This is a genomic window from Streptomyces sp. BE303 (genome assembly GCF_036290945.1).
GTDB lineage: Bacteria > Actinomycetota > Actinomycetes > Streptomycetales > Streptomycetaceae > Kitasatospora.
Genome location: NZ_JAQYWZ010000934.1, coordinates 1 through 16087, shown reverse-complemented (window position 1 = coordinate 16087; position 16087 = coordinate 1). Strand labels below are relative to the sequence as shown.

The window sequence follows — 16087 nt, the reverse complement described above, 5'->3', positions numbered from 1 at the left end:
CGGGTCGGTGCTGCTGGATCCTTCTCACTGAGCTGCGAACGGCGAGCGCGCGAGGACACCGCACCCGGCCGGCAGCCCCGAGAACCGCCCCACACCTCGACCACACCCCCGGGGCGTCACCGCCCCGGCCGGTGCACCGTGGTCCACGGAGAGCCGTCACTGGCGGACTGTCATCTTCCGGACAGTGCAAAAACTGTCCGGAAGATGATCGTCAGCCCGCCAGGCAGGCCCGCGACCTGCATCGTCACAGAAACACCACACTGCTTCCGGTCGGAATTGGTCTCTACCATTGCCTCGCCGACACATTCGGAGGAGGCTCCTCGGCGAAGCGCAGGGGCACGGAACCCCGGCGCTCACCAATGGGAGGAAGACCACCATGTCGCTTCGCAAGGCATTCTCCACCGCGGCCGTGGCCGGGATCGTGGCCGGCGGCGCCCTCATCGCCGCCCCGACCGCCCAGGCGGCCACCTACACCTACATCGGCATCTACCCGACCGCCGCCTCCTGCCACGCGGCCGGCCAGGCCTACGTGAACAGCCACCAGGCCGTCGTCTACTTCTGTGACACCACCACCGAGACCGGCCCGGCGCGGCTCTCCGTGGTCTTCTACTGAGCCGCCGAGACGCACTGACGGTGGGCCGCACAGCCGGCGGCCCACCGTCGTTCGACGTGGTGGAGAAGGGATTCGAACCCCCTACGACCGATCGTTTCAGGATGAGGTGCGGAGTCGTCGCAGGGTTCGCCTGCGCCGCCCCGGCCGGGTGACATTCGGCCAATCCCCCCACAACCGGCGCGGCGAGCCGTAGATTACTGCAACGACTGACGGCTGAGACGGTGGGAGTGTTGTGGGAATCGAGAGCGCCTTCGGTACGGAAAACGGTGTGGGATCGACGATCGCCCTGCTTGAGGAGCGACTGCCCGCCGTGTTGGAACGGCGTCGCCGAGCGGAGGAGGACGTCGCAGCCGCCGTGCGGGAAGAGGAGGCCATCACCAAGGCACTTGAGGGGTTGCGCCTTCTGACCGGAACGCCACTCGGCGGGCAACGAGAGCCGCTCGCAGACGAGTTGACCCCTGTCCCGGCCGAGGCTGCGGCCGACGGCCACGACAATGCGGCGACGACGGACACCCCGGAGGCGGAACCCTCGCCGGTCCCTGCGGCCCAGCCGGTCCCGCCGATCCCTGCGGCCCGGACCCCGAGGAAGGCCGCCGTCCGGAAGCCGGCCGTCCCGAAGGCTGCGGCCTCACCCGTGCAGGAGGCCAAGGCCTCCGTCCCCCGTGCGAAGAAGATCGCGAAAAAGGTGGCGAAGGACACCGAGCCCGCCACGTCAAAGCGGGCGTCCACGGCCACGCCCGCAGCGCCCAAGAAGACCGCGCCCGCCAACCGGACAACCGCCGAACCGGCCGAGCCCACGGCGGGCGGGCGGCGCCAGGAGGTCGAAGCGGACAGCGTCCTGACGGTGCTGGCCCAGGCCGCGGAGCCCCTGCGAGCCCGCGAGGTGACCGAACGGCTGGGCCTGGACACCCTTCAGGGGAACATCAACACCATCCGCACCAAGCTGGAACGCCTCGCCAAGGCCGGTCGCGCGCAGCGCCCCGGACGCGGCCTGTACACCGCGGTGCCCGCCCGGAGCGAGACCGCGGGCTGAGGTTCCGGAAGCGGCCCGCTGCCCGAACCCCGTCGGGGTCGGTGCGAAAGACCGGTCCCTGCACGGGCGGCGGGCTCGACGCACGCTCCGTTTCACCGGCCGCCGGCCGCAGGCCCTTTGCGCCTGCGGCCGGTCCGTACCCGCCGGGGAGAGGCGTCACCTCCCGCACCCCACTCGACCGGCCGCAGGCCCACTCCGTACCCTTGGCGGCCCACGCCACACGATGGTCGATGGCACGCGCTCGACGTGGTCAGATGCCGGTCTTGGCGGTGACCCAGAGCCGGTAGGCGCCGGTGCTGGTACAGACGGAGGGGTAGTTGGTGCTGCAGTTGGCGGAGCCCCAGCTGACGATGCCGATCTGGCGGCCGATCTGGACGAGCGGGCCGCCGCTGTCCCCGGCGCACGCACCGGCCGCAGCCCCGCTGTAGCTCTCGTGACTGACCGTCTCCTGAACCGCGTAGGCGGTGCCCGCCGGGATCAGAGTGTTCGACCCGGCCACCACCCGCAGGCCGGCGGCTGCCGTCCCGGTCAGGCAGTGCGCCGCGGTCAGCACCCACCGCTCTGCGATGACCGACCCACCGCAGGCGTGGTACCAGGTCCCGGAGCTCTGCTTCTGCAGCGACACCTGGTACGGGTACGCGGCCGCAGGAGCATCCGCCCCGCCCACCACCTGCCCGACCGGAGGGCTCGTCGGCACCACCGATGCCGCACCCGCGCCACCGACCGATCCGGCCACCACCAGCACACCCACCACGGCACCGACCAACCGCCCGGCCATGCGCCACCGATCGCCCACCGACGTCATCTCGCCCCCGCCCCACCACACCCCGGCGCCCCTCGCTCCGGGCTGCACCGCCCCGAAGCAGGCCGGCCCCGATGACGACACCGCGACCCGCGAACCGGCCGTTCACGATCACCGGCCGACCACCGCGCCGAACCGGCCCCACACCCTTCGAAGGCTCCACTCCGACGAACCACCGCCCTGACGCCGCTCCGCACGCTGCGCCTGCCGACGGCTACCGCAGTCGAACGTCGTAGCCGTCAGTCGGCCGCCAGGATCTCCACTCCGTGCGCTCTGAGTTGCTCGACGACCGTGTCGTGGGGGTCGGCGTCGGTGATCAGGCCGCTGACCTTCTCCCAGGGCAGGACGCGGAACCGCGAAGCCGTGCCGATCTTCTCGGAGGAGGCCAGGATGTAGGTGTCCGCGGCCCGCGCGGCCAGGGCGCGCTTCATCGCGGCCTCATCGGCGTCCGCGGTGGTCAGTCCCGCTTCGGGGTGCACGCCGGTGACACCGAGCAGGCACAGGTCGGCGGAGACGTTCTGCGCGGCCTCGACCGCGGCGGCGCCGCAGGTGACGGCCGAGTGCTTGAAGACGCGCCCCCCGATCAGGAAGAGCTCCGCCTGCGGGTGGTCGAGCAGGGCCGCGGCGATCGTCGGGCTGTGCGTGATCACGGTGCAGACGAGATCACGCGGGAGCGCGTGGGCGACGGCGAGGGCGGTGGTGCCGCCGTCGAGGATCAGCGTGCTGCCCGGTCGTACCAGCGCGGCAGCCGCCGCGGCGACCTTCCGCTTGCCGTCCGGGGCCACGCTCTGCCGGGCGGCGTAGTCGACCACCGCCGGCGAAGCGGGCAGGGCGCCGCCGTAGACCCGCTGACAGAGTCCCTCGGCGGCGAGGTCGCGCAGGTCGCGCCGCACGCTGTCCTCGGAGATGCCCAGTTGGGCGGAGACCTCCTTCGCGACGACCTTGCCCTCGCGGGCGAGCAGACCGAGCAGGTGGTCGCGCCGTTCAGCAGCCAGCATCCGCATTATCTCCCGTTCTTGCACGTTTCTGCATGTAGTGTAGCGCCCATGACCGCCAAGCCGATGCTCATCCTCATCGCCGGCCCCTACCGATCCGGCACCGACGGCGACCCGCAGGCCATGGCCGCCAACCTCGCCCGCCTCGAAGCCGCCGCCTGGCCCGTCTTCGCCGCCGGCCACCTCCCCGTGATCGGGGAGTGGATCGCCCTGCCCGTCCTGCGCTCCGCCGGCGCGGGCCCCACCGACCCCCTCGCCGACCAGGTCCTCTACCCCACGGCCGAGCGCCTGCTCGCCCGTTGCGACGCCGTACTGCGCCTGCCCGGCGAGTCCACCGGAGCCGATCAGGACGTCGCCGTCGCCCGCCGCCGCGGCCTGCCCATCTACCACGACGTCGTCGAGATCCCCCGCCTCACCCCGCAGGAGACCGCGTGACCAGCCGCCCGGGTATCGACACCCCCGACCACCGCGGCCGCACCGGCCTCGACCGGGCCGGACGCGGCCTGGACCGCAACCCCGACATCCTGGTCCGCGACGTCGAGCTCACCTCCCGGGGCTGGCACGTCCTACGCCGCACCACCTTCGACTACCGCCGCCGCGACGGACGCTGGGAGACCCAGCAGCGCGAGACCTACGACCGCGGCAACGGCGCCGTCGTCCTGCCCTACGACACCGAACGCGGTCGCGTCCTGCTCACCCGCCAGTTCCGCTACCCCGCCTACGTCAACGACCACCCGGACGGCATGCTCGTCGAAGCCGCCGCAGGACTGCTCGACGCGGACGACCCGCCCACCGCCGTCCGACGCGAGAGTGCCGAGGAACTGGGCGTCGCCCTCGGCCCGCTCACCCACGTCCTCGACGCCTACATGAGCCCCGGATCCGTCACCGAACGCCTCCACTTCTTCGCCGCCCCCTACACCCCGGCCGCCCGGTCCGGGAGCGGCGGCGGACTCGAGGAGGACGGCGAAGACATCGAGGTCCTCGAACTGCCCTTCGCCGAGGCCCTCGCCATGACCCGCGACGGACGCATCACCGACGGGAAGACCATCCTGCTCCTGCAATGGGCAGCACTCGACGGGCCCTTCGCCCCCGCCGCGGGCGACCGCTGACCTCCCCTGCCCGGTGGCCCGGAACCGAACCGGGCACCCGCAGTGCTGTCCCGGCCGATCCGCGGCGCCGTGCTACTACCTGCCTGCCGGGTCAGGGTCCCCGTCGTGCCGCGCGCGAGTGGTCCGGCAGCGGCGTCCGCTGCCCCGGACAGCCGCGCTCCACCGGCCCGGGGCCGCGTCTCAGGGCACGGGGACCACCCCGAGCAGCTCGCCCAGTCGACGAAGCGTGGTGGGCGAGCTCTGGTACAGGAAGGTGAGGTCGAGGCCCTCGTCACCCATGACCGTCAGCAAGGCCTGCTCGCCGATCGCCATCACCACGACGTAGCCACCGTGGCAGCGGGTGACGATGTCGCGCAGGCCACCCACGCCGACCTCGGCTGCGGCGTGCCTTCCGAGGCCGAGCATGGCAGCCGACAGCGCCGCAACCGACTCGGGGTGGACGGTGTCCGTGTCGGAGGCCACCAGGAGGCCGTCCGCCGTGGAGATGAGGCTCTCCGAGATGCCCGTGACCCCGTCGCGAAGGGCCTTCAATTCGTCGACCAGCACGGCGGTCGGTGTCTGGCTGCTCATTTCGTACTCTTCTCTGTCGACCGGTTCACTCGGTACGGCGAGCGTTCGACGGGCCGGCGGAAGCGACCTTCGCTTCCCCGGGCCGGCCGGGCCGCCGGTCAGGTCGGGAGGCAGGCTGCCTGCGGTCCGGTTCCTGGCGGGGTTGCCCGTCGGACGGGCGGCCCTGTGTCAGGGCAGGGTCCGGGCGTGCTGAGCCCGGCGCCGGGCGCTGCTCCTGCGGAGACGGTGGGTGAGGACGAGCCCGGCGGCCAGCAGCGCGCCACCCGTGGCGAGGACGAACGACGAGGGGGCGGAGAAGGGCGCCACCGCCGGACGGCGTGCGTCATCGTCCGAGCCGGTGTCCGCCTCCCTCGGGACGTCCTCCACGACGGCGGGCGTGGAGGAGGGCGCCACCGCTGCGGCAGCGGCGGCGAAGACCCGCGCCGCCGACGGCGCAGGCGTCGGTGCCGCTGCGGAGGGCCGGGCCGGCGAGGGCGGCGTCACGGCTTTCGCGGACGTGCCGGAGGGTGGCGCGGCGGGCGCGGCGGGCGCCGGGGAGGTGGTGGACGCCGCAGCGGCGGCGGGGCCCACGGACGCGGCTCCCACCGCCACCGCGGCGGCCAGGAGCGCACCGACCCGACGGCCGTGGCTGTGATGCTGGAACATGAACCATCCTGGCGTGGAGGAGCGACGGCGGACCTCTCACCGATGCCGTGGTCCACGGCAAGGGTTGAGGGAGGCACCGGCCCTCCTGCGTGTGCCGAGTGCGACGGGGGCCGGTGACAAGTAACCGAGTCCCGCACTGCTTCTCCGTCCTGGTCCGACATCCACTCGTTACGGAAGCCGGGGAGACGGTCTCCGGGGTGAGGGCCGGCGCGGCCGACGCAGCCGGGGGCCTCCACCGCCACGCTGCCGACCGTGGAGGGCCGCCGTCCTTCCCCGGCCCGGCACGGCACAGCCCAGCTCAAGGAGGCCCGGAAAGTCGTCCGCGCGAACCGGGAGGAGGCCGTTCCAACGAATCCAACCGGACAACACTTCGTCCTCGACGAGTCGACCGGGGAAAGGATCGGGCGATCCCGTCGGGCCGGAATATCCACAACTTCGCTACAAGGACGACGGGCTACTCACCCGGCCGGGCACTTCCCTGGAATCATTCCCGAAGGGCATCGGGGAGGTGCTCGTGGACGCGATCGATGGGGGTTGCGATGAACGCTCGGATCAGGGACACGAAGCCGCCGACCCGGCCCCGGCCCCGGCCCCCAGGCGCGGTCGCCCGCGCACTGACGCAGGGCCTGTTCCTTCTGGCAGGACTGGCCGCCACGGTTCTCGGCTTCGGCTGGTTCGTCGACGCCAACGACGCGGCGAGCGCCTACCGCAACGCCCCGATCTGCGGCAGGGCCGAGCACACGCCCGGCACGGACTGCGCACAGCGCGCGAGTGGCAGGGTGACGGCCAGGTACGCCGCCACCAGCGGCGACTCGACCATCTACACGCTGACCGTGGCGCGCGAGACGGCCGTACCCGACGAGGCTCCCAGGCGCAGCTACACGGTCGACTCGGCCTTCTACAACGCCACGAAGACCGGCACGGACGTGGACCTGACGGTCTTCCGAGGGCGGGTCGCCGAAGTCTCCTACCAGGGGCACCGCGCCCCGAACGCGGGCACGCCCTGGCTGATCTCCCTCGAGATCGCCCTCCTGGCCGCCCTGGGATCGGCACTCACCGCCCACGGACTGACCTGGTCACGCACCGGCGCGCAAGCGACCCCCTTCTACGTCGCCATGGCCGTCTTCGTCGCCGCCATGGCGTTCTTCGGCTGCCTCACCCTCATCTCGTCCCAGCTGCCCCTCGCCGCCACCCTGGCCGTTCCCGTGCTCGGCTGGCTCCTCATGACCGCCTCCATCACCACGATCACCTGGCGCCCCCGGCCGGCCGGCTGACGCCCCTTCCCGTGGCGGGGTGTCCGCCTGCCGCTCACCACGCGCCGAGGACACCCCGTCATCGGGAGGCCGTCAGTCGGTCCGGGCGACGCGGGCCGCGGCCACGGCCACCAGCAGTCCCAGACCGACACAGGCCGCGCAGACGAGGAACATCGTCTGGTACCCGGCGGCCCGGGCCACCAGCCCGAGGGCGCCGCTCCCGGCGGCGAGGCCCGCGGTGAAGCAGGCTCCAAAGGTGGACAGCGCCGTGGCGCGCCGGCGTTCACTGACCGAGCGCACCACGAACAGCCCCAGCACCGGGTAGATCTGCCACATGCCCACACCGATGAGGACACCGCCGATCACGCCCACGGCAAGGCCGTCCGCCACCCCGAGGAGCGCGATCCCCAGAGCCTCGACGAGGAACAGGCCGGCCAGTGCCACCGGTCGTGTGGCCTCCCAGCGGATCCAGGTGCCCGCCACCCGCAACAGCACCACGGTCAGGGAGTACGCGGTGACCACCGCCGCTCCCCCGGCGATGCCGAGGTCGTCGAACTTCGCGACCGCGAAGCTGGAGACGGCCGCGAAGCCGAACGCGGTGAAGATCAACGCGACGCCGGGCAGCGCGGTGCCGAGCAGGGCCCGGCCCTTGTCGGTGCCGGTCCGCTCCGTCTTCGGCGGGACGCGCACCTCGGGGACGCACAGGGCGATCGGGATGACGAGCAGGGCGATCAGCCCGGAGATCACGAACGTGGCCGCCGTGCCCACCAGGTGATCGATCAGGCTACCCAGCGGAGCGCCCAGGCCGATGGCCACGTAGTTGACGGTGCCGCCCAACCCCAGCGCCCAGCTCTGCCGGTCCCTGGCGACCAGTTGCACCGGCCAGACCCCGGCCGCAGCCAGCATCACGCCCATGCCGACGCCCACCAGCATCCGCAGGCCGACCAGCTCGGCGATCGACCCGGCGAGCGGGTAGCAGACGGTGGCGAGCGTGGTCAGCACCGTTCCGCCGATGGTCAGGGCCCGGGTGCCGAGGCGGTTCATCAGCGCGCCCGACACCGGGCGGGACAGCAACGCGGTCAGCGCGTACCCGCTGATGACCGCGCCGACCTCCGCCGGACCACCGTGCAACCGACCCGTGACGTAGCCGGGCAGGACCGGGATGGTCAACGCGAACGGCATGTAGCCGATCCCGTTCGCCAGCGCGATCAACAGCGCGTACCGCAAGGAGCGCTTGTCGGTGGTCTCGGTCTCGGGTTCCAACTCGGTCCGCACAGATTCACACCCTCATGTCCGGTAATGAGCCCAGGCGGTAGACGCGCTCGGAGCCTTCGATCTCCCCGAGTGGCTGTTGTCGTTCCGATCATGAGGGTTGGTGGTCGAACTGGACTCTCGATCGAGTGACTGTGGCGGGTTCCGGACCTGAAAACACGGCCTCCTGACAACCCGAAGGGTATCTACGCCAACCAGCAGTCCGGAAGGACCTGTCATCGCATGCGTACGGCATCGCGGAGGACGTCGGTGTTTCCGGAACCGCGCCCGCGAGGGGGCTTCGGCGAACCCCTGCCCTGCGGCGACCGGTCGCCGAGACCAGCCTGGAACCGCGTCAGCTGGTGCTGCCGATGTCCGTCAAGGAAGGCGTCGTCGAGCCGATCCCCATCACCTCGATGCCCGGCGTCGTCCACCACACCCGTGACTCGCTGCGCAAGGCGGTCGTCGAAGCCACGGAAGCGGGCGTCGGCGGCGTGAGGATTCTCGGAACTCCGGTCGCGTACGACGCGGAGGGGACCCGGGGCCTCGACCCGGGCGGCGTGCTGAACGCGGCGCTGCGCGATGTGCGGGCCGAGGTGGGCGACGGCACGGTGATCATGCCCGGCGTGTGCGCCGACGAGTTCACCGACCACGGTCACTGCGGGGTGCTCGACGAGCACGGTCAGGTGGACGACGACCGCGCGCTGCGGATCTACGGTGAGACGGCCGTGGCACAGCTCGAAGCCGGGGCGCACGTCGTCGGGCCGAGCGGAAGGACGGACGGCCAGGTGGCCACGATCCGTGCCGCGCCGGACCGGGCGGGACATCCCGAAGCCGCCGTGCCCGCCTACGCGGTCACGGCTCCGGACGTCCCGCCGGGAGCAGCCCCGACAGCCTGGCCCTCCGGTCTCTGGTGAGAGGGTCGGACTGTCCGTGCCGACACCGGAGGTATCAGGCGCCGCAGGGAGTGTTGTTGATCCTCAGCGAGTGCGTGACGTCGTTGAGCTGGTACGAGCGCAGGTCGTGGATCGAGCCGCCCTCGCTCCCCACGCACACGTGCCGCCCGAAGTAGTTGTCCTTCTGGTAGACCCGTGCGGTCCGGCCGCTGTTGTTGATCACCGAGCTCCCCGCCCCTCGGATGTAGTCCGGCAGGTGCCGGACACTCCCGTCGACGGCGCGTTTGACGTACGGCTGACCGACGAAGTCGATGTCCGGGTAGATGCACACGAACCCACGGGGACAGGCGATCTTGTCCCGAGGCCGCGCGACGGCCGCGCTGCTGCCGGAATCGGCCTGAGCGGGCGAGGTACCGGTCAGCACCGTGGCCAGGGCCACGGTCGCACCGGCGACCGCCAACGTCGTACGGGCACATATGCTGCGCATGCGATGTTCCCTTCGTAGTTCTCCGTGCGAGGGGGTGATGACGCGTCGGGCCGAACGGGCGGCGGACCGGTGGCACACGGCACCGCGCTCGTCGGCAGATGCGGAGGGGCTACAGAGGGCCTGTCCAGCCGAATCGTTTCCGCATGCGACCGACTGTGCGAGTTCACACGAAAGGGTTACCTACGAGGCTCTTTCATCGAACACGGGGCCGACAAGAATCGGTCGGCCGCTCGATTCGGTCGAGTGAAACGCAGCCATTCCCGACCCGGGAACCGGAGTCGGGTGGTCGGTGGTCGGTGGTCGATTACGGGAGCCGGACAGCCGACCCGGCCGGACGTCAGTCGCCCTCTCGCTCCACAGCGGTGCCCATCGCGAGCGAACCGGCGCCGATTCCGGGGAAGAGCCGGTCGACCTCCGGCCCGTCGGCGCCCTCGACGTCGACGGTGCCCCGCACGCCCAGAGCGAGATGGGCGAAGCTCGGTGCCCACCTGGACAGGACGACCAGCGGCTCGCCCTCGCAGTCCGACCGCCCGATCCGCAGGTCGGGAAGGGTGAGGCTCTCCAGCTGAGGGAGGATCGGCGATTCGGCGAGCGCCGAGAACAGCTCGAACGAGGTCGCGTCGAACTCCGACCCGCCCAGGTCGAGGTGCTTCAACGCCGGGAACCCCGCCGTGGTCAGCTCGTCGAGCTGCTCGACAGGACAGCACCCTCCGAAGACGTCGCACTCGGCCTCCACCACCAGCGACTCCACACCCCGCGTCGACCCGAGGTCGAAGTAGGCCCCGTCGCCGGTCGCGGGACCACGGACACGAAGACGCGTCAGGCCGTCGTGGAGGATCGAGCCGAGGAGGAACGCCCCCTGGAGTTCGAGCGTGCGCAGGGCGGGCAGCGAATCCCACGGAGCCGTCTGCACGAGCCCGTCGCCGTGGTAGTCCATGGGATCGATCCGGCCGCCCGTCGACGTCCTGCCGTCCTCGTAGAGGAACTCGAACCCGTAGCCGAAGGACAGGTGCTCCAGCCGGGGGCGCGGAGCGCCGGCGAGCGAGCGGGCGGAGTGCTCGGCGGAGTGGTGGTAGTCGGTCAGGCGCAGCTCCGGCACGCGCAGCCGGTGGGCGACGGGGTGGGACAGCACCGCGTCGATCAGCGCCCCCTCCCAGCACTCGGGGTCGGTGAGATCGACGGCCGCAACCCACGGGTGGTCCGCCAACAGCCCCTCGACCAGCGCCCGACGCCCCGCCCCGGTGTCCTCGGCCAGGGCGAACCGCGCCTCGTCGAGGAAGCCCCGCCTCCAGGTGAACCGCCAGGAGCCGTCCGTGCGCAGCCCGTCGAGACCGAGCTGCCGTTCCACCTCCGCGTAGAGCCCGGCGAGCCGGGCCCGGTCCCCACCCGCGGCCCCGCCGTCGGCGTCGCACGCGTGCTCCAGACGGATCGCCGCTCCCCGCGGGTCGCCGGCCGCGGTCAGCACGTCCGCGTAGGTGAACCACGCCTCCGCGTCGTCCGTCTCGGGAACATCCGCCACCACGAAAGAACGCACACCGGTCTCCAGATCCTCGCGGCGAGGTACGTGGGACAGGACCCGGACTCGCCATCGTCGCCAGCACCCTAGACGCAGCCACCGACAGACGAGCCATCAGGGGAGCCGGCCGTCCGGCGCGGCCTCCGCGCGCACCGGCCGGGCGCGAACGGGACCGCCGCACCCGACCCCACAGCCGTGTCGGCGATGCCGCACCGGTCTGCCCGCACGCCCGTGGCGGCAGCCGGGCCCCGGGAATCCCCGGCGCGTCGCGCGACGCGCCGGGGATTCCCGGGGGGGGCAATCCTTGCCCGCCCCCTTACCGGAGCAGCCCTACCGGGGCTCCCGCCGAGGAGCCGGCCGGTGTCAGCGCTTCCAGACGGTCGCACGCCAGGTCGTCGCGTTCCCGGCGCCGTCGGTGCCGACGGCGACCCCGGCGATCACTCCGGCGTCGTTGATCGCGGAGGCCGAGCCGTAGGGGCCGAGGGGAGACGGCGGCAGCGGGACGACCGTACCGTCGGGCTTCCACAGCAGAGCCTTGTCCAGCGCGGCGTTGCCGACCGGCGGCCACGCGTAACCGACCGCCGTCCCACGGTTGTTGATCGCCAGCGCCTCGCCGGCCGCTTCCGCCGGATTGGCGAGAACCGTCCGCGTGCCGTTCGCGTTCCACCGGGCCGGGTCGCCGTTCGGGGAGTCCTGCAGCGAAGCCCCCACGGCGGTGGCCGCCCGGTTGACGTCGTATCCCCGCCCGCGCCCGGCGTCGCGGACGGTGCCGTCGGCCGCCCACACCAACACCCGGTCGTACTCCGTGCTCCCGGCAAACCGCCCGTGACCGAGGACGACGCCGTTGTCGGTGATCTGGCTCGTCCGGGCCCCGACGAACCCGGCCGGGAGGGGCAGTGCGCTCACGACACCCGCCGCGTTCCAGCGCACGGGGTGCGCGGGGCCACCGGCGCCGTCGCGCTGCTCGGTCCACCCGACCACCGTGCCCGCGTTGTTGATCGACGTCGCGGTGCCGCTGCTGTCGCCGGGCAGCACGGGCAGGTCGGTCCTGCTGCCGTCGGACCGCCAGCGCAGGGGGTGGGAGCGGTAGTCCTCCTCGTAGGCGTCGCCGACCGCGACCCCGGCGTTGTTGACGGCCGACGCGTTGCCGCCGCGCGACCCGCCGGGAAGCGCCAACCGCGTCGGGGTGCCGCCCGGTGTCCAGCGGACGGGGTGGAAGGCGGGCAGGGCGTCGTAGGACAGGCCGATCACCCATCCCGCGTCGCTGAGCGCGGTCGCGCGGCTGTACTTCTCACCGGACAGCGGCGCGAGGCGGGTGTAGCCGGGGCGGCCGGCGTTCCACCGGATCGCGAGCGGCCCGTCGGAGCCCTCCACGTAGTACTCGCCGATGACCGTGCCGCTGCTGTTCAGCCCCTTGGCGAGGCTGTGGATCGCTCCCTGCGGGATCGGGAGCAGCCGTGAGGCCGGCAGCAGTTCGGAGGGCTCGGCCACCGCGACGGGCGCCGAGCCCAGGAGGAACAGGGCAGTTGCCGCCGCAGCGGCGAAGGTTGCAGGTCGGGGAACGCGCAAGCGGGCCATCCGGACACTCCTGTCTCGTCAATGACATTGACGCGCAAGGGCATGGGTGTGGGGTCTGTTCCAGGCCGGCAGGGAACCCGCGCTGCAGCTCAATTTTTCCGATTCTGTTCACCGGTTGGCAGCTTGATCTCCGAAACGACTGGATTCGTACACCCGTTCACCTTGCTCCGTGCCACCCGCCGTCCGAAGCGTCCGCCCCGTCCCGCAGGCGGGCCCGCTCTCCGGGTGACGGCGCCCCAGCAGCAATTCCTGCCCCACGGCGGCGGTCGCGTCGGGGCGTGCGGCGAGCACCCTCGCCCGCCCGTACACAGCGGGAGACCGCAGCGGCTTCCGGCCACCCGCGCGACGCCGCTCGGGTCACAGACCTCCGTTGATCGCGGCAGCCTGGGCGGCGCCGGCGCTGACGTCCCACTTCGCGAGGATCGTGTCGTACTCGCCGCTGCGCATCAGCTGGTCCAGTCCCTTCACCACCGCGTCACGCAGAGCCGTGTCGCTCTTGTTCAGCGCGATCCCGTACGGGCTGGACTGTGTCTGCATGCCCGTCACCTCGAAGCGGTTGCCGTCGTCGGTGGTCCTGGCCGCGTACGCCGCCACCGGCAGGTCGTTGAAGTCGGCCACCGCCGTGCCGGCCGCCACCTCGGCGAGGGCCTGGCTGTCGTCGTCGAAGCGGCGGACCTGCAGCGGCTTGCCCCGCCGGTCGCAGGCGGCGACCTGGCGGCCGACGATCTCGTCCTGGGTGGTGCCACGCTGCACCGCGACCGTGTGCCCGCAGATGTCGCTCAGCGTCCGGATCCCCTTCGGGTTGCCCTTCTTCACGATGATCGAGGTACCGGCGATGAAGTAGTCCACGAAGTCCACGCCCGGCCCGCCGGTCGGTATGCCGTCCTCACCGAGCGCGTTGCGGCGCTTGGAGGTGTCGCTGATCCCCGACATCGCCACGTCGAACTCCCTGGCGTTGACGCCCGGTATCAGTTTCTCGAACGGCGTGTCGACGATCTCGACCCGCAGACCGAGGACCTTCCCCAGGGCGTAGGCCAGGTCGGGGTCGAGGCCGTCCGGCCTCCCGCCCACACCGCGGAACGCCACCGGCGGGTAGTTCAGGTCGGAGCCGATGCGCAGCACCCCGGCGGCCCGCTGCGCGGCGGGGACGGCCGCCTGGACCTTGTCGACGGCGCTCTTCGGGGCATCCGTGCCGGCGCACGCGGTGAGCAGCAGGGCCGAGGTGGTGGTGAGGGCGGCCGGCAGGGTCCGGCGGTGGGGGAACAGGCAGGAGAGATGTCGCACGACGGGTGCTCCTCTGCTGGGCGGGGCGGCGCGACCGGCATCCGCGAGGAGTCGGAAGTGGCCGGGAACGGGATCCTCCCATCCGGTTCGGAGGTGACCGGCGGCAGGCGTGTCACGATCTGCTATCGGTTGACCGTGCCCTGGGGCTCCCCCGGGTGCCCGCCGGGTCGGGATCAGGATCTTGTCGTTACCGGCAGGGTGTCCGAGGTGATGGTGCAGGTGCAGGTCGTACGCGGTCGGCACGAGGGGCGTATGCGCGTCACACGCACCCGGGTCTTCCCGACATGTCCGGAGCATCGGTCGGGGCGGTCGACCTGCGGCTCAGCGGGCCGGGTGGCAGTGCACGGCGGCGCGGTGGACCGTGGCGGCGACCCTTTTGAGAAGCAGGCCCGGGATGGGGATGTTCACGGAGTGCGGCAGGGCGGTGACCCTCGGGTCGGCCATGCCCGGTGGCGGGTCGGCCGACGGGCGGGGGCGGACGGGGTGAAGGTCCGCCGCCGCAGGCCCGCGCTCGACCGCGGCGGACCCGTCACCGGTAGGCGGCCGGAGTCTGCGCAGTTGCTGCTCCAGGTAGCTCCTCCGCCGGTGGTGCTGTTCGGATTCGAACGACCGCAGACCCTGGATCCCGGCCTCAAGAGCGCTCCGGGTCGCCTCCAGGCCGCCGATCACCTCCTGGATCCAGGCGCGGGTGTCGTGTTCCAGGGCATGGGCGCCGTCCCGTGCGGCGCCTTCGACGGCCTCGGCGCGGGCGCGGGCCGCGGCGATGACGCTCCGGGCCTCGGCGTGGGCACCCTCGACGGCCCGGTCGGCGATCCGCTGGGCGAGTTCGAGGGCCCGGGCGGCCTCCTCGGCGCCGTTCGGGGCGCGGCGCTCGGTCTGACGCGGAGACGGGAGCACCCGGCCGGGCGTGCCGGTGCTCGCCGCCGTGGCTGCGGGGCGCAGGAGCGCCGCGGCGATGGCGGCCCGCAGGTGCTCGTTCTCGTTCGACAGGCGGACGAGCTCGGCTTCGGCGCGGTCGAGGAACTCGTCGACCTCGCCCTCGTCGTAACCCTGGCGGAGACGGACGGTGCTGAAGGTGCGGGCGTGGAGCTCGGCAAGGGTCAGGGGCATGGGGCAACCTCAACTGTCGGCGTACCGGGTGGCCCGCTCGCGCCCGGCGCCTTCGACGAGACTGCGGACGGCGGGCTGCGGGCGGACTGCGGGAGCGGGGCATCGGCGCGGGCATCGGTGACCGGGCGCCGGATGCGCGGACGAGGCGCGGCAAGCGACCTCGCAAACGGCGGCCGTGGGTGTACGGATTGCCGTTGCGCGTTTTCTATCCGCTTTGCACACGTCCCGTCCAGGGGTATCGGCAGGTTCTGTGCTTTTGCCCGAATCGCGGACCGGCGGTGCGCCGGGCCCCTGCCCCGAGGCCGCCGGCGAACCCGGGAGGACCGGCGCCGGACAGTTGGAACGTCGCACCGCGCGCGTCGGCGATCCGGCCCGAACGCCCGAGACGCCGGCCTGGCCGGCCGTGCACGCCGGGGTGCGGCCCTTCCCCCTCGCACAGGGTTGTCCGTTGTTTCATGTTCAACTATGGTGGCGACCGGACGGGCGCGATCCACCACGTTCGCCACCCAGTCCCGTGAGTCGTGGTGCTTTCCTGCGCCGACCGTGGTGGACGCCGGCAGCGGCGTGGAAAGTCGGAGTGAGATCGTGGAGGACACGGGGCTGCTGGCGCCGCAGCGAAGGGCGCTCATCCTCGACCGCGTACGCCGTGACGGCGCGGTACGCGTGGCGGAGCTCGCCGACCGGTTCGGCGTCTCCGACATGACCGTGCGCCGGGATCTCGAAGCCCTCGCCCGCACCGGCGCGATCGAGAAGACCTACGGCGGAGCCGTCGTCAGCACCCTCGTCGAGGAACCCGACTTCGAAGCCAAGTCCCAGCTGGAACCCTCCGCCAAGGAGGCCCTGGCGAGCGCCGCCGCCGCACTCGTCGAACCCGGAAGCGTCGTCGCCGTCGGAGCGGGGACCACCGCCTTCGCCGTCGCCCGGCAACTCCTCGACATCCCCGGC

Annotated in this window: 17 protein-coding genes; 7 read left to right on the top strand and 10 right to left on the bottom strand. The window is 72.2% G+C overall.

Annotation, left to right across the window (positions count from 1 at the left end):
- The first annotated feature begins 376 nt into the window (after positions 1–376).
- Positions 377–613 carry a hypothetical protein gene (locus PUR56_RS38670; protein ID WP_329883497.1) on the top strand — a complete coding sequence of 79 codons (237 nt, stop codon included), beginning with the start codon at positions 377–379 and terminating at the stop codon, positions 611–613.
- A 685-nt stretch (positions 614–1298) separates the two neighbouring features.
- The gene (locus PUR56_RS38665) at positions 1299–1646 is read left to right on the top strand and encodes a hypothetical protein (protein ID WP_329952416.1); all 348 of its coding nucleotides are present in this window, start codon (positions 1299–1301) and stop codon (positions 1644–1646) included.
- 250 nt (positions 1647–1896) lie between these two features.
- On the opposite strand, the gene PUR56_RS38660 is transcribed toward PUR56_RS38665, so the two are convergent.
- Together PUR56_RS38660 and PUR56_RS38655 are read right to left on the bottom strand one after the other, a co-directional pair.
- Positions 1897–2424 (bottom strand): trypsin-like serine protease, encoded by a 528-nt coding sequence (locus PUR56_RS38660; protein ID WP_329952415.1) that lies wholly within the window; start codon positions 2422–2424, stop codon positions 1897–1899.
- Positions 2425–2687: 263 nt separating this feature from the next.
- Positions 2688–3446 (bottom strand): DeoR/GlpR family DNA-binding transcription regulator, encoded by a 759-nt coding sequence (locus PUR56_RS38655; protein ID WP_329952414.1) that lies wholly within the window; start codon positions 3444–3446, stop codon positions 2688–2690.
- 48 nt (positions 3447–3494) lie between these two features.
- On the opposite strand from PUR56_RS38655, the gene PUR56_RS38650 reads away from it, so the two are divergent.
- Positions 3495–3878: a DUF4406 domain-containing protein gene (locus tag PUR56_RS38650; protein ID WP_329952413.1), complete on the top strand. Its 384-nt coding sequence runs from the start codon at positions 3495–3497 to the stop codon at positions 3876–3878.
- Positions 3875–4552, top strand: coding sequence for an NUDIX domain-containing protein (locus tag PUR56_RS38645; protein WP_329952412.1), 678 nt, complete (start codon positions 3875–3877; stop codon positions 4550–4552). Before PUR56_RS38650 ends, PUR56_RS38645 begins: the two co-directional genes overlap by 4 nt.
- Before the next feature lie 180 nt (positions 4553–4732).
- On the opposite strand, the gene PUR56_RS38640 is transcribed toward PUR56_RS38645, so the two are convergent.
- Complete coding sequence (locus PUR56_RS38640; RefSeq protein ID WP_329883492.1) at positions 4733–5122, bottom strand: roadblock/LC7 domain-containing protein; 390 nt, start codon at positions 5120–5122, stop codon at positions 4733–4735.
- Between the two features lie 168 nt (positions 5123–5290).
- Positions 5291–5767, bottom strand: a complete 477-nt coding sequence (locus PUR56_RS38635) for a hypothetical protein (RefSeq protein ID WP_329952411.1) — start codon at positions 5765–5767, stop codon at positions 5291–5293.
- A gap of 539 nt (positions 5768–6306) precedes the next feature.
- Here PUR56_RS38635 and PUR56_RS38630 point away from each other — a divergent pair.
- Positions 6307–7041, top strand: coding sequence for a hypothetical protein (locus PUR56_RS38630; RefSeq protein WP_329952410.1), 735 nt, complete (start codon positions 6307–6309; stop codon positions 7039–7041).
- A gap of 72 nt (positions 7042–7113) precedes the next feature.
- Here the strand turns inward: PUR56_RS38630 and PUR56_RS38625 are convergent, their stop codons facing one another.
- On the bottom strand, positions 7114–8295 hold the full coding sequence (locus PUR56_RS38625; protein WP_329952409.1) for an MFS transporter: 1182 nt from the start codon (positions 8293–8295) through the stop codon (positions 7114–7116).
- Between the two features lie 209 nt (positions 8296–8504).
- On the opposite strand from PUR56_RS38625, the gene PUR56_RS38620 reads away from it, so the two are divergent.
- On the top strand, positions 8505–9188 hold the full coding sequence (locus PUR56_RS38620; RefSeq protein WP_329952439.1) for a hypothetical protein: 684 nt from the start codon (positions 8505–8507) through the stop codon (positions 9186–9188).
- A 34-nt stretch (positions 9189–9222) separates the two neighbouring features.
- Here PUR56_RS38620 and PUR56_RS38615 read toward each other — a convergent pair whose 3' ends face one another.
- The 5 genes from PUR56_RS38615 to PUR56_RS38595 all read right to left on the bottom strand — a co-directional run bounded on the left by PUR56_RS38615 (position 9223) and on the right by PUR56_RS38595 (position 15142).
- Positions 9223–9654, bottom strand: a complete 432-nt coding sequence (locus PUR56_RS38615; protein WP_329883489.1) for a peptidase inhibitor family I36 protein — start codon at positions 9652–9654, stop codon at positions 9223–9225.
- A gap of 337 nt (positions 9655–9991) precedes the next feature.
- Entirely contained in the window at positions 9992–11188 is a 1197-nt protein-coding gene (locus tag PUR56_RS38610) for a hypothetical protein (protein WP_329952408.1), read from the bottom strand.
- A 345-nt stretch (positions 11189–11533) separates the two neighbouring features.
- A complete protein-coding gene (locus tag PUR56_RS38605; RefSeq protein WP_329952407.1) occupies positions 11534–12748 on the bottom strand; it encodes a hypothetical protein in 1215 nt (404 codons plus the stop codon).
- Positions 12749–13105: 357 nt separating this feature from the next.
- Positions 13106–14032, bottom strand: coding sequence for an ABC transporter substrate-binding protein (locus PUR56_RS38600; protein ID WP_329883486.1), 927 nt, complete (start codon positions 14030–14032; stop codon positions 13106–13108).
- A gap of 321 nt (positions 14033–14353) precedes the next feature.
- Positions 14354–15142, bottom strand: a complete 789-nt coding sequence (locus tag PUR56_RS38595; protein ID WP_329952406.1) for a DivIVA domain-containing protein — start codon at positions 15140–15142, stop codon at positions 14354–14356.
- Between the two features lie 582 nt (positions 15143–15724).
- Here PUR56_RS38595 and PUR56_RS38590 point away from each other — a divergent pair.
- Positions 15725–16087: DeoR family transcriptional regulator (locus PUR56_RS38590; RefSeq protein ID WP_329952438.1), on the top strand; the 363-nt coding region annotated here is incomplete at its 3' end.